At 72.7% G+C, this 18,402-nt stretch carries 24 protein-coding genes; 15 read left to right on the plus strand and 9 right to left on the minus strand.

Features of this window, described 5'->3' with window-relative positions:
- Nucleotides 1–69 precede the first annotated feature (69 nt).
- The gene (locus DRB96_RS23090) at nt 70–798 is read right to left on the minus strand and encodes a VOC family protein (RefSeq protein ID WP_112450177.1); all 729 of its coding nucleotides are present in this window, start codon (nt 796–798) and stop codon (nt 70–72) included.
- Nucleotides 799–1,227: 429 nt separating this feature from the next.
- Here DRB96_RS23090 and DRB96_RS23095 point away from each other — a divergent pair, with 429 nt between their 5' ends.
- The 4 genes from DRB96_RS23095 to DRB96_RS23110 all read left to right on the plus strand — a co-directional run bounded on the left by DRB96_RS23095 (nt 1,228) and on the right by DRB96_RS23110 (nt 3,592).
- Nucleotides 1,228–1,914, plus strand: coding sequence for a HemK2/MTQ2 family protein methyltransferase (locus DRB96_RS23095; RefSeq protein WP_239516292.1), 687 nt, complete (start codon nt 1,228–1,230; stop codon nt 1,912–1,914).
- Nucleotides 1,898–2,158 carry a CDGSH iron-sulfur domain-containing protein gene (locus DRB96_RS23100; protein WP_239516293.1) on the plus strand — a complete coding sequence of 87 codons (261 nt, stop codon included), beginning with the start codon at nt 1,898–1,900 and terminating at the stop codon, nt 2,156–2,158. The genes DRB96_RS23095 and DRB96_RS23100 overlap by 17 nt, the downstream gene beginning before the upstream one ends.
- Nucleotides 2,155–3,186, plus strand: coding sequence for an iron-containing redox enzyme family protein (locus DRB96_RS23105; protein ID WP_112450178.1), 1,032 nt, complete (start codon nt 2,155–2,157; stop codon nt 3,184–3,186). The genes DRB96_RS23100 and DRB96_RS23105 overlap by 4 nt, the downstream gene beginning before the upstream one ends.
- Before the next feature lie 184 nt (nt 3,187–3,370).
- Entirely contained in the window at nt 3,371–3,592 is a 222-nt protein-coding gene (locus DRB96_RS23110; protein ID WP_112450179.1) for a hypothetical protein, read from the plus strand.
- Nucleotides 3,593–3,670: 78 nt separating this feature from the next.
- On the opposite strand, the gene DRB96_RS23115 is transcribed toward DRB96_RS23110, so the two are convergent.
- On the minus strand, nt 3,671–4,348 hold the full coding sequence (locus DRB96_RS23115; RefSeq protein WP_112450180.1) for an HSP18 transcriptional regulator: 678 nt from the start codon (nt 4,346–4,348) through the stop codon (nt 3,671–3,673).
- A 130-nt stretch (nt 4,349–4,478) separates the two neighbouring features.
- Here DRB96_RS23115 and DRB96_RS23120 point away from each other — a divergent pair, with 130 nt between their 5' ends.
- The 5 genes from DRB96_RS23120 (at nt 4,479) to DRB96_RS23140 (ending at nt 7,205) form a co-directional block, all read left to right on the plus strand.
- The gene (locus DRB96_RS23120) at nt 4,479–4,913 is read left to right on the plus strand and encodes an Hsp20/alpha crystallin family protein (protein ID WP_112450181.1); all 435 of its coding nucleotides are present in this window, start codon (nt 4,479–4,481) and stop codon (nt 4,911–4,913) included.
- A 110-nt stretch (nt 4,914–5,023) separates the two neighbouring features.
- Nucleotides 5,024–5,419: a DUF2267 domain-containing protein gene (locus DRB96_RS23125; RefSeq protein ID WP_112450182.1), complete on the plus strand. Its 396-nt coding sequence runs from the start codon at nt 5,024–5,026 to the stop codon at nt 5,417–5,419.
- A 124-nt stretch (nt 5,420–5,543) separates the two neighbouring features.
- Nucleotides 5,544–6,047: a hypothetical protein gene (locus DRB96_RS23130; protein WP_112450183.1), complete on the plus strand. Its 504-nt coding sequence runs from the start codon at nt 5,544–5,546 to the stop codon at nt 6,045–6,047.
- Between the two features lie 80 nt (nt 6,048–6,127).
- Nucleotides 6,128–6,475, plus strand: a complete 348-nt coding sequence (locus tag DRB96_RS23135) for a S26 family signal peptidase (protein ID WP_112450184.1) — start codon at nt 6,128–6,130, stop codon at nt 6,473–6,475.
- A 112-nt stretch (nt 6,476–6,587) separates the two neighbouring features.
- Nucleotides 6,588–7,205, plus strand: coding sequence for a hypothetical protein (locus tag DRB96_RS23140; RefSeq protein WP_112450185.1), 618 nt, complete (start codon nt 6,588–6,590; stop codon nt 7,203–7,205).
- Nucleotides 7,206–7,278: 73 nt separating this feature from the next.
- Here DRB96_RS23140 and DRB96_RS23145 read toward each other — a convergent pair whose 3' ends face one another.
- The 3 genes from DRB96_RS23145 to DRB96_RS23155 form a co-directional block, all read right to left on the minus strand.
- On the minus strand, nt 7,279–8,502 hold the full coding sequence (locus DRB96_RS23145; protein WP_204357799.1) for a helix-turn-helix transcriptional regulator: 1,224 nt from the start codon (nt 8,500–8,502) through the stop codon (nt 7,279–7,281).
- Nucleotides 8,495–8,713 carry a hypothetical protein gene (locus DRB96_RS23150; RefSeq protein WP_112450186.1) on the minus strand — a complete coding sequence of 73 codons (219 nt, stop codon included), beginning with the start codon at nt 8,711–8,713 and terminating at the stop codon, nt 8,495–8,497. Before DRB96_RS23150 ends, DRB96_RS23145 begins: the two co-directional genes overlap by 8 nt.
- A 183-nt stretch (nt 8,714–8,896) precedes the next feature.
- The gene (locus tag DRB96_RS23155) at nt 8,897–9,952 is read right to left on the minus strand and encodes a WYL domain-containing protein (RefSeq protein WP_112450187.1); all 1,056 of its coding nucleotides are present in this window, start codon (nt 9,950–9,952) and stop codon (nt 8,897–8,899) included.
- Between the two features lie 147 nt (nt 9,953–10,099).
- On the opposite strand from DRB96_RS23155, the gene DRB96_RS23160 reads away from it, so the two are divergent.
- A complete protein-coding gene (locus DRB96_RS23160; protein WP_112450188.1) occupies nt 10,100–10,531 on the plus strand; it encodes a DUF3224 domain-containing protein in 432 nt (143 codons plus the stop codon).
- An 18-nt stretch (nt 10,532–10,549) separates the two neighbouring features.
- Here DRB96_RS23160 and DRB96_RS23165 read toward each other — a convergent pair whose 3' ends face one another.
- Nucleotides 10,550–11,134: an HAD-IC family P-type ATPase gene (locus DRB96_RS23165; RefSeq protein WP_343234703.1), complete on the minus strand. Its 585-nt coding sequence runs from the start codon at nt 11,132–11,134 to the stop codon at nt 10,550–10,552.
- On the opposite strand from DRB96_RS23165, the gene DRB96_RS23170 reads away from it, so the two are divergent.
- A complete protein-coding gene (locus DRB96_RS23170) occupies nt 11,061–11,219 on the plus strand; it encodes a hypothetical protein (protein ID WP_204357800.1) in 159 nt (52 codons plus the stop codon). The genes DRB96_RS23165 and DRB96_RS23170 overlap by 74 nt on opposite strands.
- 13 nt (nt 11,220–11,232) lie before the next feature.
- Here the strand turns inward: DRB96_RS23170 and DRB96_RS23175 are convergent, their stop codons facing one another.
- Nucleotides 11,233–13,965, minus strand: a complete 2,733-nt coding sequence (locus tag DRB96_RS23175; protein WP_112450189.1) for a DNRLRE domain-containing protein — start codon at nt 13,963–13,965, stop codon at nt 11,233–11,235.
- Nucleotides 13,966–14,321: 356 nt separating this feature from the next.
- Between DRB96_RS23175 and DRB96_RS23180 the strand changes: the two genes are divergently transcribed.
- The 3 genes from DRB96_RS23180 to DRB96_RS23190 all read left to right on the plus strand — a co-directional run bounded on the left by DRB96_RS23180 (nt 14,322) and on the right by DRB96_RS23190 (nt 15,885).
- Nucleotides 14,322–14,624 (plus strand): hypothetical protein, encoded by a 303-nt coding sequence (locus tag DRB96_RS23180; protein WP_112450190.1) that lies wholly within the window; start codon nt 14,322–14,324, stop codon nt 14,622–14,624.
- A gap of 161 nt (nt 14,625–14,785) precedes the next feature.
- Nucleotides 14,786–15,244 carry a cyclic nucleotide-binding domain-containing protein gene (locus tag DRB96_RS23185; protein ID WP_204357801.1) on the plus strand — a complete coding sequence of 153 codons (459 nt, stop codon included), beginning with the start codon at nt 14,786–14,788 and terminating at the stop codon, nt 15,242–15,244.
- A 185-nt stretch (nt 15,245–15,429) separates the two neighbouring features.
- A complete protein-coding gene (locus tag DRB96_RS23190; RefSeq protein WP_112450192.1) occupies nt 15,430–15,885 on the plus strand; it encodes a subtilase-type protease inhibitor in 456 nt (151 codons plus the stop codon).
- A gap of 172 nt (nt 15,886–16,057) precedes the next feature.
- Here the strand turns inward: DRB96_RS23190 and DRB96_RS23195 are convergent, their stop codons facing one another.
- On the minus strand, nt 16,058–16,930 hold the full coding sequence (locus DRB96_RS23195; RefSeq protein WP_112450193.1) for a GNAT family N-acetyltransferase: 873 nt from the start codon (nt 16,928–16,930) through the stop codon (nt 16,058–16,060).
- A gap of 80 nt (nt 16,931–17,010) precedes the next feature.
- On the opposite strand from DRB96_RS23195, the gene DRB96_RS23200 reads away from it, so the two are divergent.
- Nucleotides 17,011–17,739, plus strand: coding sequence for a Sir2 family NAD-dependent protein deacetylase (locus DRB96_RS23200; protein ID WP_112450194.1), 729 nt, complete (start codon nt 17,011–17,013; stop codon nt 17,737–17,739).
- 63 nt (nt 17,740–17,802) lie between these two features.
- On the opposite strand, the gene DRB96_RS23205 is transcribed toward DRB96_RS23200, so the two are convergent.
- Nucleotides 17,803–18,285 (minus strand): VOC family protein, encoded by a 483-nt coding sequence (locus DRB96_RS23205; protein ID WP_112450195.1) that lies wholly within the window; start codon nt 18,283–18,285, stop codon nt 17,803–17,805.
- Nucleotides 18,286–18,402: the final 117 nt, after the last annotated feature.

Genomic DNA, 18,402 nt, shown 5'->3' on the forward strand with positions numbered 1-18,402 from the left:
GCCTTCGGGGAGTTGCGAGCTGAGGCTCGGGCACCTTGCGGCCATGGCTGCCAACTGCACGACTCCGGCTCACCCCTGTGGTGCCAGGACGGTGAACAGGGCGCCCTCCGGGTCGCGGAGGGTGACCCATCGGCTGGCGCTGGAAGTCTCCACGGGGGAGACGATCCTGCCGCCCGCGATGCCGGCCGCTTCGACAGCGGCCTCCAAGTCGGGCACCCGGAAATAGACGTGCCACCGAGGGCGAACGTGTGGGTCGGGATCCGCGTCCACCGCTCCGCCACTGATCCGTGCCACGGTGTCGTTGCCGTGGCGCAACACGACGTGGTCGTGTTCGTAGGCCACCACACAGGACTGGGGTGATGAGCCGGCCCAGTCCAGGACCTCCCCGTAGAAGATGGCGGCGGCGAAGGCATCACGGGTACGAAGTTCGAGCCAGGCGGGGGCGGTACCGCGGCCCACCCGCCAGTCCCTGAGGATCTCGCCCTGCCAGAGCCCGAAGACGACCCCGTCGGGATCAGCCGCCAGGACGGCCCGGCCCGTACCGAAGCACAGCGGGCCGACGGCCACGGTGGCGCCGCGCTCGCGGATGCGCGCCGCGGTCATGTCGGCGTCATCGACGGCGAAGTACGGTGTCCAGGCGGTAGGCAGCGGGGGATCGTCGGCGAGAGCCCCGAAACCGGCGACGGGAGCGCCGTCGCGAAAAGCGAAAGAGAACCGCTCGCCGAGCCGGGTCCGTCGGAACGTCCAGCCCAGCACGGCACCGTAGAACCGCTGAGCGGAAACGAGGTCCCCGGTCATCAGACTCACCCAACAGGGTGCGCCGGTGGCTTCGTGGCTTGATGTGGACACGGTTATGGGCCGCCTCATTGTGCTCACCTCGTTCGAGATTTTCCACGGTAGCCCCGGTCGGTCGGTGAGGTCGGTCAAGCGGGGCGCCCGCCCGGCGAGCGCTTTCGTCCGCGCGCCGCCTTGGCAGCCGTGCGTATGCCGATCTCGGGATGTGCCGCTTCCGAATCCTGCCGTCCAAATTATCAAGCCCCAATCGCTCTCTCGTACGTTCGTGCGCGACGCGACGGCTTGTGGGAATCGAGGAACGGCGGTCCATTTTTGGTCTGATCCTCCGAAGATCGACGCGCCTTCGGATGGGGCGACCGGGACGGGGCAGGCGCAATACCTCATCAATCGCTGTGACTCGCTCGGCGACCTACAGCGAAATCGGAGGTACGGGTGCCCAGTACTGCTCTCTCCTCGGCCTCGCTGCCCGGCGGCCTGGTGGCCCTGCCAGGCGTGTACCAGCCCCAGGCGGACACCCGGCTCCTCGCCGCGGCCCTCACGCACGAGGACGTCGGGCCGCATACCCAGGTCCTCGAGATCGGTACGGGCACCGGCGCCCTGGCCCTGCACGCCGCGACCAGGGGCGCCCAGGTCACGGCGGTCGACGTGTCCTGGCCCGCGGTGGCCACAGCGCGACTGAACGCCTGGATCCACCGCCTTCCCCTGCGCGTCCTGCACGGGGATTTCGAAGCACGCACCACGGGACGACGCTTCGACCTCGTCTTCTCGAACCCCCCGTACGTCCCCGCCCCGGACAGTCGACCGCCCTCGCACGGCCCGGAACGGGCCTGGGACGCCGGACTCGACGGGCGGGCGGTCATCGACCGGATCTGCGCGGACGCCTCGACACTGCTGCGGCCCGGCGGAATCCTGCTCATGGTGCACTCGGGGTTGTGCGGTGCCGGAGAGACCCTCGATCGGCTGGCGGGGGCAGGGCTGGACCCTGAGGTCACGGCGACGGCATCCGTACCCTGGGGCCCCGTCCTGCGGTCGCGGCGATCCTGGCTGGAACAGCAGGGCCTCGCGGCGGAAGCCGACGAATGGGAGGAGCTGGTGGTCATCCGTGCCCAACGACCCTGATCCCAGGCCGTGCCCGGTCCCCGGCGCAGCGGATGCCCGGCGGGTGGCCTTGGAGCCCGGAGGCCCGGTCCTGGTGGAGGGCCCGGTCGAGTTCGTCCTGGACGACGGGACGGTAGCCCGGTCCGACCGGTTCATGGTCGCCCTCTGCACGTGCCGCCGCAGCCGTACGTACCCGTGGTGCGACACCAGCCACCGGCGCCGCGAACGAGCCGCGCCACCGCCCGAGAACAGGAACCCGGAATGACCCGTCCTCCGAGCCCGACCAGCACCGTGACCGCCCGCGGCCCCCGGCTCGTCGAAGGGCGGGGCGAACTCTCCGACGCCGTCACCCGGGCCCTGCGGACGGGAACCCCGCCGGTGTACGCCCCCGGCGACGTGCTCAAGGCCGACCCGTGGGGCGAAGACCTCCAGCTCGCCCTCTACGTGCTGTACGAACTGCACTACCGCGGCTTCGCGGAGGTGGAGGACGCACGCGAATGGGACCCGGACCTGCTGCGCCTGCGCCAGGCCATGGAAGACCGCTTCCTGCACGCCCTGCGCACCGAGCTGTCCGACGCGCCCCGGTCCGTCGAGGAAGCCTTCGCCCCGCTCCTCGTCGAGCCCGTGGACCTCTCCGACAGCCTCAGCCACCACCTCGAAACCGACGGCGAGCTCTGGCAGTTGCGCGAATACGCGGCCCTGCGTTCCCTCTACCACCTCAAGGAGGCCGACCCGCACGCGTGGGTGATCCCGCGGCTCACCGGGCGGGCCAAGGCCGCGATGGTGGCCATCGAGTACGACGAGTTCGGCGCCGGCCACGCCGACCGCATTCACGCACGGCTCTTCGCCGACCTCATGGCCGACCTCGACCTGGATCCCGCCTACGGCCGCTACCTCGAGCAAGGCCCGGCGCCGCTGCTCGCCACCGTGAACCTGATGTCCCTCTTCGGCCTGCACCGGGCCCTGCGCGGAGCGCTCGTCGGCCACTTCGCCTGCGTCGAGGTCACCTCCTCACCCGGCTCCCGCCGCCTGGCCAAGGCCATGCGGCGCTGCGGCGCGGGCCCCGCCGCCGAGCACTTCTACGCCGAGCACGTCGAGGCCGACGCCGTCCACGAACAGGTCGTACGCCACGAAGTCATCGGTGGCCTCCTCGCCGACGAACCGGACCTCGAAGAGGACATCGCGTTCGGATGCGCGGCAACCGCCCTGCTCGAAGACCGGCTCGCGAGCCACATCCGCGAAGCCTGGGACCACGGACGAAGTGCACTGCGCACGCCCCTGCCCGAGCAGTAGAGGGTGCCGTCACGGAGCGGCGCGACGGCCTCGGGCCCGTCGCGCCGCTTCCACGTCCGCCGTGGTGCGAAGCGTCGCCGCCACTCCGCTGAGCTCCAGGAGCCGACGGAGCGGGGGTGGCAGGGCGAGTCGAGCCCACGCCCTGGCAGCCCACCGCGGGCTGACCGGCGAGGGCCTCGATCCCGTGCGCGGAGAGCACGTACCGGCCCTGCTGCTGGCGGAGCGACTGCTGGAACGCGCGGCTCCCGGGCTGGCTGCGTCCGGGGACCTGGACCTCGCGGCCGAGCTGTTCGACCGGCTGCGGCGCTCCGGCGGCGGAGCCGCGCGGCAGCGCGCCGCCCATCTACGGAGAGGGCACCTGACCGATGTGGTGAGCGAACTGGCGCGCACCACAGCCGCAGCCTGATCGGGCGACTCGTCCGGTCGACCGACCGCTTCAGTGGACGCTGGGACGATGACCCGAATGCGTACGGGAGGGTGAGGGTCAGGTGTTGCGCTGGTCGTGGGTGTCCTGGCGGAGCTGGTCGGTGTGTCGGGTCAGGGTGTCGATGCGTTCGGCGAGTTCGGCGTCTTGGGGCCGCAGGTGGGGCCGGGTGTCGGCCAGTGGGCGGACGAGGTGTGAGGCGTCGTTGTCGGCGAGGGCCCGGTTCAGGTCGCCGACCGCGCTCTCGGCGTCGGCGGGGAGGCCGCTGAGGGAGGTGATCTGGCCGGCGAGGCGGCGCAGGTCGGCGGCGTTCTCGCGGGCCCAGGCGGTGACGGTGCGGTCGGCGGCGCGGGTGTCGCGGGTGGCCTGGACGCGCTGGTCGCCGGTGCTCCCGGCGGTGCCGGGGCGCAGGCGCAGGTAGCGGCGTTCGGCGGCCTGACGGCTGGCGACCCCGAGGGGGTTTGCGAGGTCGGCCCAGCTCGCACCGTGTTCGCGGGCGGTTTCGATCAGTCCGCTCTCCCAGCCGGCGAGCTCCTCGCGGATTTCGCGCAGCATGACCAGCGCGGCCAGCGCCGAGTCCGGGCCGGTGTCCGATGCGGGCTCCAGCCGGTCCCTGGGCGTGCCCGCGCGCGGATCCTGGGCGCCTCGTACGGCCTGGTTGATGGCTTCCAGGGCCGCGGCGGCGGCCACGAAGGGGAGGGGTGAGAGGGGTGAGAGCGACTCGGCGTACTCGTTCATGGGCACTCTCCACGGCTCTGTCACCCTCCAGGTGACATCCTGCTTGTCATCGTTTCGATGACATGTTACAACGGATGCACGTTGAAGCGCATTGGCAGTTTCTGCCTGAACCAACTGGAGGTGTTTCGCGATGTTGATGCGCACTGACCCGTTCCGCGAGATGGACCGGATCGTCCAGCAGCTGTCGGGTAGTTCGGGTACGTGGTCGAAGCCGTCGGTCATGCCGATGGACGCCTACCGTGAGGGCGACGAGTACGTGATCGCCTTCGACCTCCCCGGCGTGAGCACCGAGGCGATCGACATCGACGTGGAGCGGAACATGCTGACCGTGAAGGCGGAGCGCCGCCCGGTCGCGAAGGCCGACTCCGTGAAGGTGGAGCTCTCCGAGCGGCCCCTGGGTGTCTTCTCCCGCCAGATCGTCCTGGCCGACACCCTGGACACCGAGCGCATCCAGGCCGATTGCGACGCGGGTGTCCTGACCCTGCGGATCCCGATCGCCGAGCGCGCCAAGCCCCGCAAGATCAGCATCGGCGGCGAGTCCGGCCGCAAGCAGATCTCCGGCTGAGCCCGCCCGCACCAGCCGGCAGCGGAGGGCGGGAAGAGCCGATCCCCCTCCGGCACCCCGCCCTCCGCACCCCCTTTTTCGCCCCTTCACGCCTTCTCGGAGGTGCCGTGATGTCGATGCGCAGGGAGTCGTTCCTGGCCCACGTCCAGGAACGCGGCGAGTACGAAACAACGGAAGAAGCAGACCGAGTCGCTCGCGTCGTCCTGGCTCTGCTGGGCGCTCATCTGGTCGGCAGCGTGCGGGCCGAGCTCGCGGCCCGGCTGCCCGAGACCTACGCCCTGATCCTCCTCAACCCCCTGCAGGCCGCCGAACCCCTCTCGCCTGAGCGCTTCGTACGGGCGGCCGCGGCCTGGATCGAGGGAGCCTCCGAGAAGACGGCCCTGTGGGACATCGGCGCGGTCCTGTCCACCGCGGCCACCGCCGCGGGCGATGTCCTCATCCGCGAGGTCCTGCTCCAGCTGCCCCCGGGCTACGACCTCCTCTTCGGCCACCCCCAGCCCAGCTGACCGCACACGCCTCCGAAGCCCCCATTCGATCAGCGGGGGCCGTCCGGGGAATCGGGGCGGATACTCAGGCCGTTGGGTGTGAGGTACTCAGACGCGGAGTCGGACGGATGAAGGGCGGCGGCCAGTGACGACACCCGGGCAGGGGTTCGAGCCGGCGAGCGGGGACGGCCCGGCGCCACCCGCGGCGGGACGGGCGGCGGAGCTCCGTACCGCCTACGAGGGCATGGTGCAGATCCGCCGCCTGGTCAACGGACCGGCGGGGGCCGGGGTTCCCGCGCCCTGGGAGCTGCGCCTGATGCCGCGCGCGGTGGCCCTCGCACTGGAGGCGGCCGGCATCCCCCCGTCGGCACAGGACCCGCAGGACCCTCTGGCCGCGCAGGATCCTCTGGCCGCGCAGGACCAGTCGGCCCCGCGCACGCGGACCGGCTACCGGGTGGGCCCGGCCGCCTCCGGAGCCGGCCGGGTGGAGGTCACCTGGCTCGGCCCGCCGGGCAGCGGCGCCGCCGAGGAGGAACAGGAACGCCTGACCGCCTGTGCGGCGGCGCTCGAACCGCTCGGCTGGGTCTGCCTGTTGTACCGGGGTCCGCGCCGCCGCCGGTTCCTGGAGGTGGAAGCGCCGACCCCCTGACCCGGCCCCCTGACCGACCCCCTGACCCGGCGGCCGAAAACCGGTACCCCTGCACGGCGGTACCGAGGCACACTCGCCCGATGGGAATGCTCGACGTACAGGCGGACCGCGTCCGCGCCGGCGCGACGGTGGAGTTCCGGCCCACGGGCACCTCGATGGTCCCGCTCGTCCGCAGCCGCCAGCGGGTCCGCGTCGCCCCGGCCGAACCCGCCCTGGTGGAGCCCGGTGACATCGTCCTGGCCCGGGTGTCCGGCACGGTGTACCTCCACCTGGTGACGGCGGTGGACGCCCCGCGCCACCGGGTCCAGATCGGCAACAACCGGGGCCACGTCAACGGCTGGACGAGCCGCGACCGCGTCTTCGGCATCTGCGTCGAGGTGGAGGGCGTTGCCCGCCCCGGCGCGGCGGCCAAGGTACGCGCAACCTGAACTTCCGTGAACGGCGGCCCACGTCCTACGAGTTGGACGCCTGATTTGCCGTGAACATGGCGGTCGCTCTAGAGTCGCCGCCGTTCAAGGTCATTTACGGAGACACGGTCACATGCGCATGAAATCACTGCTGGCATCGTCGGCAGCCGTCGCTGCTCTGCTCACGCTCACCGCTTGCGACGACGGAGGCGGCACCGGCAACCCGAGTCTCGGCGGCATCGGCGCACCCAACGGGTCCAACGGATCCGCCTCTTCGAAGGGGACCGGCTTCAAGGGCCTGCCCAAGGCCGGCAACATGGCCGGCGCCGCCCGCATCGTCGGCATGTACACCGACTGCAAACAGGTCAGACCCCTGCTCGACAGCTACAACGGCTCCAAGGCGGACCCCGACGCCGAGTACGACAAGTCCTACTCCGTCACCGAGCGCGGCTACTGCGACAGCCGGGGCAGGACCAGCATCTTCATGATCAAGGATGCCAAGGCCTTCCAGACCGCCTACAAGGCGGAGGTCGACAAGGAGAAGGGGAGCGGAAACCGCGACACCGGACCCGTCATCGGCCAGGACTTCGCCACCGGGTCCGAAGACGCGGACGTCATGATCGCCATGGTCGCTCCGCACACCGGCCTGATGGTCCTCAACTGCCACGCCGACTTCAGCCCTCCGAGCGGCTACCGCAAGGAACCGGCCCTGGTGAAGGGCTGCGTCCTCACCGACTACTTCAAGGACTGACCGGCTCGCCCGGCAGGGACGCCGTGCCGGACCCGGGCCCGGGGCGTGCCGGGCGCGGCAACGGCTTCGGGACTCAGACGATCGACCTGATGGTCTTGTCCGCGTACCGCAACGTCTCGTCGATGGCCTTGTCCATCTCGCGCACCTCATCGGGCCCTGCCGTGAGGAGGGCAGGGACGTTGATGATGCTCGCGGCGAGGAAGCATCCCCCCACGGTGAGGAACTCCTTGTACCGTTCCCGCCCCTCGCGCCCGAGCGATTCCCAGTCCCGGGGCTCCGGCGGCAGACTCGCCCTCCATTTCTCGAGGGCGTGGGTGCCGTGGACTTCGACGTACTCCATGATGTCCGTGGCGCGCGACAGTACGTCGACCATCGTGTCGAAGCCCTTCTGCGACTGGTCCAGAGCCGCCTCCGCGGCCTCGACCTCGGCTCGGAGGCGTTCCTCCTCCTTCTTGGTCCGGCGCTTCCTCAAGACGTAGAAGCCGGCGGCCGCCAGCGCCGCCGCCGGGGCGGCGACCATGCCGGTGAGCAGGAGGATTCCCCCCGCCATGCCCGCACCGCCCGCGGCCAGCGTGCCTCCTCCGAGGAGGGCCAGCGTCGCGTTGGTCGCGGCGACGCCCGCCAGGGACGAGATGGCCGCTCCCGTGGAGGCGCTCCCGAACAGCGCGGCCGCGGTGAAAGCACCGTAGGCCGCGGCTCCGCCGGCCGCCGCCCCGGCCGCACCTCCGGCGGCGGCACCGCGGATCGCGTTGGCGATCCCGGCGGACATGGCCTCGACGCGTATCGCCGTAGGGGTCTCCTCCGCGCTCTCCGCCTCCTCCTCACCCGGCCCCTCCGGCTCGGGCGCCCCGCTGATGCCCTTGGCCAGCTCCACGAACCTCATGAAGAACTCGTCGCGGACGACGTCATGGACGCGGTTGAAGGCTTCCCCGTGTTCTTGGGTGATCTTCGACCGCTGGGCCGCCTTCTCGTTGATCTCGGCATGACGTCTCTTCGTGTCCGCGACCTGGTCGCGCAACTTCACCGGCCGCTGGCCCCGCTCGCGGGTGAGGGACCTGGTCCGGTCCTCCGCCTCCTGCTTGAGTTGCGCGGGTGTCAGTTGGAGGGCGAGGGCGAGGGCGGCCAGCCGGTGCTCCCCGGGGCTCACGAGCCCGCGCTCGATCCGGGAGATCGAGACCGCGCCGCCCTTCCCGTAGTCGGCCCGCTCGGCCAACTCCTCCTGGGTCATCAAGGGTCCCTGGGCCTGGCGGTGTTCGCGGATCACCAGGCCCATCGCCTCCGCGCTGAAATCACTCACCGGTTCCGGTCCCCTTGGTCAGCGGGCTGTGGCGACGCCAGGAGGACCGGGCCTCACGTGCCAGCGCACTGCCGGAGCGGAAGGTCTGGAGGCTGTCCTCCGCGAACTGCTTGGCCGCCTTGATGACGGCCGGGTCACGACGGACGTCGTCGGCGGTCTGGATGTTCTGGGCGGCGATCAGGGTCAGTTGGACGAGGTTGAGGCGAGGCATGGCAGTGGACCTTTCGTCGCTGGGAGCACCTACGCGTGTGCAACATAGCGTCACTTAGTGCGCGGCGTCCGCACTATGGCGGAATCGACCGCACCAACGACACGCCCGTCGAGGGCGGTCCGGCTGTCGGGGCTCAAGGCCCCGGGCGCGGTACTCCCTTCCGCACCGTCAGGCCGTGGATCATCACCGCGCGGCCGGGGCCGGCGCGACCCGATCGCCGGCGGCCTCCCCGCCGTAGCGTTCGGCGAGTTCGGCGACCGACCGCGCGAGGGCCCGGCGCAGTTCCGGCGGGGCGAGCACCTCGGCCTCCGCACCGAGGCGGAGCAGGTCGCCGACGGCGATGGACTCGGACTCGACGTCGAGTTCGGCCCGTACCCAGCCGTCCGCGTCGGGCGGTCCGGCGGCGGCGAGGGCGCGGACACCGGCCGCGCCGAACCACATCGGCAGCAGGCGGCGGGCGCGCGGGGAGAGCCGGACGAGGGCGGTCTGGCGGAGCGCGGCCGCCTCCATCCGGCGGGCGGACTCCTCCCAGTACGCGGCGAGTTCGAAGCCGGCGGGCCGCTCGAACTGCCCCGGCAGGGTGTCGACGGCGAGGAACCGCCCCACCCGGTAGGTCCGCACGGCACTCCGGGCACCCTCGGCGGCGGGACCCTCGGCGGCGACCTCGGCACCGGAGGCGGCCCGTGCCACGAGGTACCAGATGCCACCCTTGAGGACGAGGCCGAGCGGCCACAGGTCGCGCTGGACCTCGCCGTCCCAGCGGCGGTAGTGCGCGCGCAGGATCCGCTGGTCCCACACCGCCCGGGCGATCGCCCCGAGGTGCGGCACCGGGTCGGCGTCGCGGAACCACGCGGGGGCGTCGAGGTGGAAGCGCTGCTGGATCTGCCGGGCCCGGCCCGCGAGTTCGGCGGGGAGGGCGGCCTGGAGCTTCAGCTGGGCGGCGGCGAGGTCGGCGCCGAGCCCGAGGTCCCGGGCCGGACCGGGGGCGCCGGCCAGGAACAGGGAGCCCGCCTGCGCGTCCGTCATGCCGGTGAGTCGGGTGCGGTAGCCGTCCATGAGGCGGAATCCGCCCGCCGGCCCGCGGTCCGCCCGGACGGGCACTCCCGAGGCCCCGAGGTGCTCGATGTCGCGGTAGACGGTCCGGACGGAGACCTCCAGCTCGGCGGCGAGTTCGGGGGCGGTCATCCGGCCGCGGTTCTGGAGCAGCAGGAGGAGGGAGAGGAGCCGGTCTGCGCGCATGCCGCCATTGTCAGGCATACCTGACAGGAGATGTCAGGTACACCGGCCAGGCTGTCGAGGTACCGGCGGGCCGCCGGGCGCGGACGGGCCGACCGACCGCACCGGCCCGCACCTGCCCGCACCGACCACCCCGAACCAGGAGCTCCCATGTCCACACCCACACCCGCCTCCACCACCCCCGCCGGCGGCTTCACGTTCAAGAACTGGGAGGAGCACCCGGTCGGCACCGCCGACGCCCCCTTCCCCCGGCTGGCCCGCGCGGTGGTCACGAACGCCTTCACGGGCGTCGTCACCGCCCCGGAGACGGCGTGCGCGTACACGATCGCCTATACCGGGGAGAACACGGGCGCCTTCGCCGGCATGGAGCTGGTCACCGGTACCGTCGGCGGCCGCAAGGGCAGCTTCGTCCTGGAGGAGCGGGGCACCTTCGACGCCACCGGGACCACCCGCTGCGCGTTCGAGGTGGTTCCCGGATCGGCGACGGCCGACCTGGCCGGGCTCACCGGCTCCGGCTCCTTCGTCCACCGCCACGGCGAGACCTCGGTGGACTACGCCTTCACCTACGACCTGCCCCGCTAGACCGCCGGACCGCGCCCGTCAGTCCCGGTGGCGCAGCAGGCGCAGCGCGTCGGAGACGACCACGAGGGTGGAGCCCTCGTGGACCAGGACCGCCGGGCCGATCCCGAGGCCCGCCACGCCGACGGTGGCGCCGGCCATGGCGGGTGCGTCGTTCACGCCGTCGCCGATCATCGCGGTACGGGCCGTGCGGCGCAGCCGGGCCACCTCGGCGACCTTGTCCTCGGGCAGCAGGCCGCCCCGGACCTCGTCCATGCCGATCGCGCGGCCCACCGCGTCGGCCACCCGCTGGCCGTCGCCGGACAGCATCACGGTGCGCTCCACCCCGAGTGCGCGCAGGGCCGCCACGGTTCCGGCGGCTTCGGGGCGCGGCGCGTCCATCAGGCCCAGGGTGCCGAGCCGGCGTTCGCCCCGGCGGACCAGCACGGTGGTGCGGCCGGTGCGCGCGAGTTCCTCCGTACGGTCGCGCAGCGCGGGCGGGACGGGCGGTCCCGCGAGGCCGTCGGCGTAGGCGAGGCTGCCGATGTGGACCGTGTCCCCCTCGAACTCGGCGACGACCCCGCGGCCGATGACGGCCCGCAGGTCCGGTCGGCGCGACGGGCGCAGCGTGGTCTACGAGCTCCACGACGCGCACGTCGCCGCCCTGCTCCGGCAGGTCCTGGCGCACGTGCACCACGGCGGCCGGGCGTAGGACCCGCCCCCGGCTACGGCGCGCCGAAGGTGAGGGTCAGCCGCGGCGTCCCCTCGTTGGCCTGGGCCTCGGAGGACCACAGCCACAGGGCGTCCGTGCCGGTGCTGCTCAGCGCCAGGCCGTAGGCCCCGCCGAGCGCCCCGGCGACGGCGGCCGTGTCCAGTCCGGTGGTGTGGACCGCCGAGCCGTCCGGGATGCCCGCGAAGGAACCGAGCGCCGGGCCGCCGAGCGCGGGCCGGTTGGCGTACGTGGTCCCCGCCTCGGTCCACGAGCCGGTGATCGGGAGCACCGAGACGGTGTCCGCCGTACCGGCGCCGCTCATGGTGCTGGTCTTGACGCCCAGCGCGGCCGACTTCAGGACCGTGCCCGCGGGTGCGGCGGGCAGGTTGAAGCGCAGGTAGCTCGCGTAGAAGGAGCTTCCGCGCACCGCGAGCGAGCCGGAGGCGCCGTAGTTGGTGCCCGGGGCGCCCGCGTTGGCGTACGTGTCCTCCGCGGCCGCGACCTCGACGACCGAGTCGGCCGGGGCGGAGGCCAGGGTGTGGTGGCTCTGCACCTGGGCCGCGCTCAGGACGTTCGGGTAGACGGCGGTCTCGTCGAGCTCGCCCGCCCAGTAGTCGCTCGTCGGGCGGTCGGGCCAGCCGTTCAGGTTGTCGCCGCCGGCGTGCCAGTAGCCGGTGAAGTTCTCGTTCGTGGTGACGTTGAGCGTGCCCTTCTGGACGCCGTCGACGTACAGGGCCATGCCGCCGGCGCCCTGGGTCGCGACGACGTGGTGCCACTGGTCGTCGTTGTACGCGGCGGCGGTCGTGATCGTGCGGGTGGCTCCCGTGTAGACGCCGTAGACCAGCCGCCCGTCGTTGGTCATGTAGACGTGCTTGTCGTACTGGTTGCTGGTGCGCGACTGGTTGCTGCCGAACCCGACGAGCTTGCCGCCCCGGTTCGTGTCCGTCTTGAACCAGGTCTCGATGCTGTAGGTGTTGCCGACGCTCTGGCGGCGGTCCCCGTACACCTGGGTGTCCGTGCCGTTGAAGCCGATGGCCGTGCTCGCGCCCGAGACCGCGCCGGGCGTCCGGCGCAGGGCCGGGGCGCCGAGGTGGACGCCGCTCTGGTTGCCGTCGGAGGAGTCCGTGACGAAGGGCGTGGCCGACTCGTCGTAGCGCCAGAACAGCTGGGCGCCGTCCGAGCGGACCGCGTTCGGGTAGGCGTCGACGGAGCCCGCCGCCGTCACGCTCGCCGTGGCGGAGAGCGGGCTGGTGTTGCCGGCCGCGTCGGTCGCCGTCACGCGGTAGGTGTAGCTCTGGCCCGCGGTGACCGTGGTGTCGGTCCACGAGGCCTGCGGCCGGCGGAAGAACAGCGAGTCGGCGGCGACCGTGGCGATCGGCGTGGCCGAGCCGCCCCGGTAGACCTTGTAGGTGAGCGTGCCGTCGTCCAGGTCGAGGCTGGTGCGCCAGCGCACCTGGACCTGACCGGGCGCGAAGCTCACGGCGCTCGCGAGCGGGACGGTGGGCGCGCCGGTGTCCCCGCTGGAGGCGAAGCGCGTCAGGCTCTGCTGCGCCGCTCCGTTGACGGTGGTGAACTCCCCGCCGACCCAGAGGTATTGGACGCCCGCCTTGGCGCCGACCGCCATCACGCGCGGGCCGATGCTCTCCGCGATCCCGTCGTTGGTGTCGGGAGCCCAGCCCAGTTTGCCGACGCTCGTGGTCGGCTGGGCCAGCAGGTGGTGGCGCTGCCCGTCGGGGAACTCGCCGACGCTGGAGCAGTCGTGCGCGTGCGAGGCGCTGTAGAGCACGTTCTGGTACGGGAGGACGGCCTGCGTCGCGCCGAGGCAGGTGTCGCGCCAGCGCTGGCCGAAGCCTGCGAGGTCGAGGGCGATCCGGCCGTCGAAGACGCCGCCGCCCGTGCCCTCGTTCGCGGTGTAGAAGCCGGTCGCGTCGGTGGCGATGTCCTTGACCACCGAGTTGGTCTCGATGAATCCCGGGTAGGCCTTGGTCAGGGCGCCGCTCGTCGCGTCGACGACGGCCAGGGCGTGGGTGTTGACCCCGCCCACGGTGAAGAAGTCCCCGCCGAGCAGGACGTGCGCGCCGTCCGGGGTGACCTCTACGGCGCGGCCCGGCTCGTCGGCGTTGGCGGTGAAGGGCCTCAGCGTGCCGTCGGTCGCGTCCACGGCGGCGAAGCGCTCGCGCTGCCGGCCGGAGACGGTGAGGAAGTCGCCGCCGGCGTAGACGGTGTCCCCGGTGACCGCGAGGGCCCGTACGGTGGCGGCGAAGGCCGGACGGAAGCCGGTCTTGACCGTGCAGGTGTCCACGTCGACGGCGGCGAGGCTGGAGACGGGGGTTCCGTTGACGGCCCCGAAGTAGCCGCCCGCGTAAAGGGTCTTCTTGTCCGGGGAGAGGACCAGCGCGCGGACGGTCGCCGTGCCGGTGCCCACGGTGAAGGACAGTTCGCAGGAGCCCGGGGCGCCGGTCGCGGCGTCGAGCGCCGCGAAGTTCACCGCCGGCCGTTCGCTGCCGCCTCCGCCTTCCGGCGGGCGGAGGGCGGAGAAGGTGCCGCCGACGAAGACCTGGCCGCCCGCCTCCGCGAGGGCCCACACGACCCCGTTGGCCTGCCACGTGGGCAGCGCGTCCGCGGTGAAGGCCACCGGCGGGGTGACGGCGGCGGCCTCCCCGGTGAGGCCGAGGCCGACGGCGGCGCCGGTGCCGGCCAGGGACAGGGCGAGAGCGGCCGCCACCAGCCCTCTTGATCTGCGCATGAACCCCCCAGTTCGGTGCGCGCCCACCGCGCTCGTACTGCGCGGGGCCGCGCACGGATCGCGGTGTGGCCGAGAACAGGCGTACAGCCGTCCGCGGCCGTGACTACGGGCGCACCCTAAGGGGAATCGCCGATCCGTTCATCACACTTGGCGTATCGGATGCGAAACTGCACCGGAAGCGGAGGCGGGGGCGCGGGGGCGCGCCCCGGGGTGCGGGACGCGTGGCCCGCCCCGCCGGATCGCGCCGGTTCTGCCGATTGCCGCCCCGCCCGGGGCCGCGCGCCTCTACGGTGCCTGTGGGAGCGGGCACGGAGACGGCGTGCGGGCACGGGCACGGACCGGAGGGTGGGGGCGCGATGGACGACGAAGAAGACCTGCGGCTGGCGGGGATGACGCCGGAGATATCCCGCCGCACCTTGACCCTGCTGCGCGGCCTCACCGGCCTCGAGCCGCCCGAGCGGGTCCCCGAGGAGGCGATGCTCACCGCCGACGCGATCCTCGCCGAGTTCGGCACCGACGGACTGCGCGTGCTCGTGATGACCCTGGCGTCCTGGGCGACGGCGCAGATCGAGAACGTCTCCGAGCTGAGCCGGCGCAGCCACGAGGCGGTGCTCGACGCGATGGAGCTGGCCTGCCTGGAGGCCAACGCGGAGGACTGACGCACACCGGTCCGGGGCGCCCCGACCTCCGCCAGTACCGCCCCGTACCGGCCGGAGGGGTTTGTTCCGCCCGGAATCGGCCGATCCTTCCCACACCGTGACCCGGAAAGGTTCGGGTGTCGGCGACACTGGGGTGTGGGGGGTCCCGATCGGAGGCCGTCGTGAGCACACCTTCCCCCATCCGGATCGCTGCCGTCCTGTCCACCGACCATCGTGGGCGCCTGATGTCCCACGCCCGTGAGGTCAATTTCCGCGAGGGTGCGCGGATCTTCGACGAGGGCAACCGGGCGGAATCCTTCTGGATCGTGCGCTCCGGCACGGTGATCCTTGAGGTCCCGATGCCCGGCCGCCGCCCCGCGCCCATAGAGAGCCTGGGCCCCGGCGAGCTGGTCGGCTGGTCATGGCTGTTCCCGCCGTACGTGTGGCAGCTGGGCGCCGAGGCGATGACCCCGGTCCGCGCCTACGAGTTCGACGCCACGACCGTGCGGATGCTCATGGACGCCGACCCGGCCTTCGGGTCCGCCGTCGGACACTGGGTCGGCCGGGTGCTCGCGCTGCGGCTGCACCAGACCCGCACCCGCCTCCTCGACCAGTTCGCCCCGCGCGCTGCGGCGAGCTGAAACCGGGTGTGTTCAGCCGATTCCGCGGAGTGCTCCCCCACAGGTCAGCCGCCGGGCACCGCTGCGGTCTGCGGTCATGCGTGTGCGTTCGGTGACGAGAAGTAGAGGTGCGAACGGGCGTTCCGGTTCGGCATGGGCAAGACTCGCGTCCGTTATCCGACGCAACGACGCGAGGAGTGTTCGCCATGCGATCCATCACCAGGGGTCCCGCAGGTCTTTCGCTGGCCGCCGCGGGGCTGGCCGCCCTCAGCGTGCTGGCCGTGTCCGGCGCGGCCGGCCGGGCCGATGCCGCACCGGCCGGCACGGAAGGCCTGTACGCACCGTCCGCGCTCGTGCTGAGCGTCACGGACGGGGACGACGCCGCGAGCGGTACGGTGCTGCGCGCGGTCACCCTCGTCTGCGCCCCCCGGCCCGGCGGAACGCACCCGGCTCCGGCGGCGGCCTGCGCCGAATTACGGGCCAACGGGACCGAGTTGGACGCGCTGGCCGAGCCCCGCTCGGACGCGGCGTGTACCCGGGAGTGGGACCCGGTCACCGTGACGGCCGACGGGGTGTGGCAGGGCCGGCGCCTGAGCTACTCGTACACGTACGCCAACCACTGCGGGCTGCGCAACAGCGTCGGCGTGCTGTTCGGCCACTGAGCGGGCCCGCCCCGAAGGACCGGCCCCCGCCCGGCGGCGTCGTGCGACCGCCGTCCGTACCGGGTCCCGGTCCGCCCCCCGGAACACCGGCCCGGCGCCCTCCCCGGCGCCGGGCCGGTCGCGCGGCGGCCCGGTCAGCCCGGGTGGAGCCCGGTCGGCCCGGCCGTTCCGGTCAGCCCAGCTCCAGGCTGGTGACTCCGTACAGGCCGGCCAGGTCCACGTCCGGCTCCCGACCCGTGTACATCCGGGCGGTCTCGAAGGTCGGGGACAGGCCCATGCCGGCCAGCAGGGCGGCGGCGCGCGGGTGGGCGTCCGGCACGTCGACGGCGACCGCGCCGTCCGGGGAGTGCTCCGCGAGCCCGAGCAGCAGGGACGCGGCGACGGCCGGGGTGGCGGCGTAGAGCGGGCCGACGCGCGAGGCGCCGCTGCAGGGCCGGACGACGCCGAGCCCCTCGATCCGGCCGTCCCGGACGGCGGCGAGGGCGGTGCGGCCCGGCAGCCCGACCCAGGCGGCGAGGAAGGCATCGCGCGGAGCGGGGAAGAACCGCCGGTCGTAGGCGGCGAGTTGCCCGAAGGGCAGGCCGGCCGCGTCCACGATCTCCACGCCGGGCTCCGGCCCGTCCTGCGAGCCCGGGGCCGCGGCGTGCGGCACCCCCTCGTGGCGGACGTTGTTCCAGGCGGCCCGGAAACCGGACTTGCGGTAGTTGTCCTGCTGTTCTACCACCCCGTCCAGCCCGACGAGCCGCCCGTCGAGCCGCTCCATGGCGGCCTGCCACATCCGGATGCCGTAGCCCCGGCCGCGCACGGCCGGGCGCGCGATGTAGAAGCCGAGGAAGCCGAAGCCCGCGCCGTAGCGCACGGCCGACACGCAGGCCACGGGCTCCCCGCCGAGCCGGCCGACGAGGAAGCCGTCCGGATCGGCGACGGCGAACGCGAACCGGTCGGAGTCCCCCGGGTTCCAGCCCTCCTCGTCGGCCCAGTCCCGGATCATCGCCATGTCGGCGGCGCTCGCGCCGTTGATCTCGAATGCAGTCGGTCCCGTCATGTCCGGTGTTGTACCAGAGGCGCCGTCGGCACGGATCAATTCGATCGCGGCGGAGCGGGCCCGGTCCTTAAGGTCGGCGCATGGGAAAGCCGCTCGTCGCAGTGTTCAGTGGGGCCGGGATGTCCACCGATTCGGGGATCCCCGACTATCGGGGGCCGCAGGGGCTGTGGCGGCGGGAGCCGGACGCCGAGAAGCTCGTGACCTACGAGTACTACATGTCCGATCCCGAGATCCGGCGCCGGTCCTGGCTGATGCGGGCCGAGATCGGGGCCCTGGGGGCGCGGCCGAACGCCGCGCACCTCGCCGTGGCCGCGCTGGAGCGCGGCGGGACCCCGGTCCGGGTGCTCACGCAGAACGTGGACGGGCTGCACCAGCTCGCGGGGATGCCCGCGCGCAAGGTGTTCGAGCTGCACGGAACGGCGCGGGCCGTGGTCTGTACGGCCTGCCGGGCCCGGTCGGAGATGGACGGGGCGCTGGCCCGGGTCGCCGCCGGCGAGCCGGATCCCGCCTGCCTCGCGTGCGGCGGGATCCTCAAGGCGGCGACCGTGATGTTCGGCCAGGGGCTGGACCCCGAGGTGCTGGCACGGGCCGTCGCCGTCGCCAAGGGGTGCCAGGTCTTCGTGGCCGTCGGGTCCACGCTCCAGGTGCAGCCCGCGGCCTCGCTGGCCGGGATGGCGGCGGAGGCCGGGGCCCGTCTGATCATCGTGAACGCGCAGGAGACCCCGTACGACCCCCTCGCGGACGAGGTGATCCGCGAGCCGATCGGCACGGCCCTGCCGGCGCTCCTGGCCCGGATCGGCGCGTCCTGACAGAGGTCGGCTCGGTCGGCCGGGTCGGCGGGGAAAGCGGGGTCGGCGGGGTCCGCCGGCCCGCTATCCCGCGTCCGCCGCGCGCCTCAGCTCCGCCACGTCCAGCTTCTTCATCCGCAGCATGGCGGCGGTGGCCCGGGCGGCGCGCTTGGCGTCCGGGTCGCTGATCAGGTCGATGGCGCCCGGCGGGATGACCTGCCAGGACAGCCCGAACTTGTCCTTGACCCAGCCGCAGGCGGATTCCTGGCCGCCGTCACCCGTCAGCGCGGCGTAGTAGTAGTCCGCCTCCGCCTCGTCGGCGCAGTGGATCTGGAAGGAGACGGCCTCGGTGAAGGGGAACTGCGGGCCGCCGTTGAGGCCGACGAACTTCTGTCCGTTGACCTCGAACTCGACGACCAGCACCTCGCCCTCCGGGCCGGGGCCCGCCTCGGTGTAGCGGCCGACGCGGCCCACCTTGCCGTCCTTGAAGACCGACAGGTAGTAGTCGGCGGCGGCCTCCGCCTGACCGTCGAACCACAGACACGTGGTGAAACCGTTGTTCGCCATGACTGCCTCCGGAGTGCGTGCGTACGTACGTGCGGGACACCGTCCCGTACATACAGACCGGTCCCGGCCCCGAAACTCATCGGCGGGGCCGGGACCTGTCCGCGTCCGTCGCGGATC

Source organism: Streptomyces sp. ICC1 (assembly GCF_003287935.1).
Lineage (GTDB): Bacteria > Actinomycetota > Actinomycetes > Streptomycetales > Streptomycetaceae > Streptomyces > Streptomyces tritrimontium.

Bases quoted from the DNA above. Each gene is read 5' to 3' on its own strand.
- DRB96_RS23090 (WP_112450177.1), bottom strand. From the start codon at position 798: ATGACCGGGGACCTCGTTTCCGCTCAGCGGTTCTACGGTGCCGTGCTG.
- DRB96_RS23105 (WP_112450178.1), top strand. From the start codon at position 2,155: ATGACCCGTCCTCCGAGCCCGACCAGCACCGTGACCGCCCGCGGCCCC.
- DRB96_RS23115 (WP_112450180.1), bottom strand. From the start codon at position 4,348: ATGAACGAGTACGCCGAGTCGCTCTCACCCCTCTCACCCCTCCCCTTC.
- DRB96_RS23120 (WP_112450181.1), top strand. From the start codon at position 4,479: ATGTTGATGCGCACTGACCCGTTCCGCGAGATGGACCGGATCGTCCAG.
- DRB96_RS23125 (WP_112450182.1), top strand. From the start codon at position 5,024: ATGTCGATGCGCAGGGAGTCGTTCCTGGCCCACGTCCAGGAACGCGGC.
- DRB96_RS23135 (WP_112450184.1), top strand. From the start codon at position 6,128: ATGGGAATGCTCGACGTACAGGCGGACCGCGTCCGCGCCGGCGCGACG.
- DRB96_RS23140 (WP_112450185.1), top strand. From the start codon at position 6,588: ATGCGCATGAAATCACTGCTGGCATCGTCGGCAGCCGTCGCTGCTCTG.
- DRB96_RS23150 (WP_112450186.1), bottom strand. From the start codon at position 8,713: ATGCCTCGCCTCAACCTCGTCCAACTGACCCTGATCGCCGCCCAGAAC.
- DRB96_RS23155 (WP_112450187.1), bottom strand. From the start codon at position 9,952: ATGCGCGCAGACCGGCTCCTCTCCCTCCTCCTGCTGCTCCAGAACCGC.
- DRB96_RS23160 (WP_112450188.1), top strand. From the start codon at position 10,100: ATGTCCACACCCACACCCGCCTCCACCACCCCCGCCGGCGGCTTCACG.
- DRB96_RS23175 (WP_112450189.1), bottom strand. From the start codon at position 13,965: ATGCGCAGATCAAGAGGGCTGGTGGCGGCCGCTCTCGCCCTGTCCCTG.
- DRB96_RS23180 (WP_112450190.1), top strand. From the start codon at position 14,322: ATGGACGACGAAGAAGACCTGCGGCTGGCGGGGATGACGCCGGAGATA.
- DRB96_RS23190 (WP_112450192.1), top strand. From the start codon at position 15,430: ATGCGATCCATCACCAGGGGTCCCGCAGGTCTTTCGCTGGCCGCCGCG.
- DRB96_RS23195 (WP_112450193.1), bottom strand. From the start codon at position 16,930: ATGACGGGACCGACTGCATTCGAGATCAACGGCGCGAGCGCCGCCGAC.
- DRB96_RS23200 (WP_112450194.1), top strand. From the start codon at position 17,011: ATGGGAAAGCCGCTCGTCGCAGTGTTCAGTGGGGCCGGGATGTCCACC.
- DRB96_RS23205 (WP_112450195.1), bottom strand. From the start codon at position 18,285: ATGGCGAACAACGGTTTCACCACGTGTCTGTGGTTCGACGGTCAGGCG.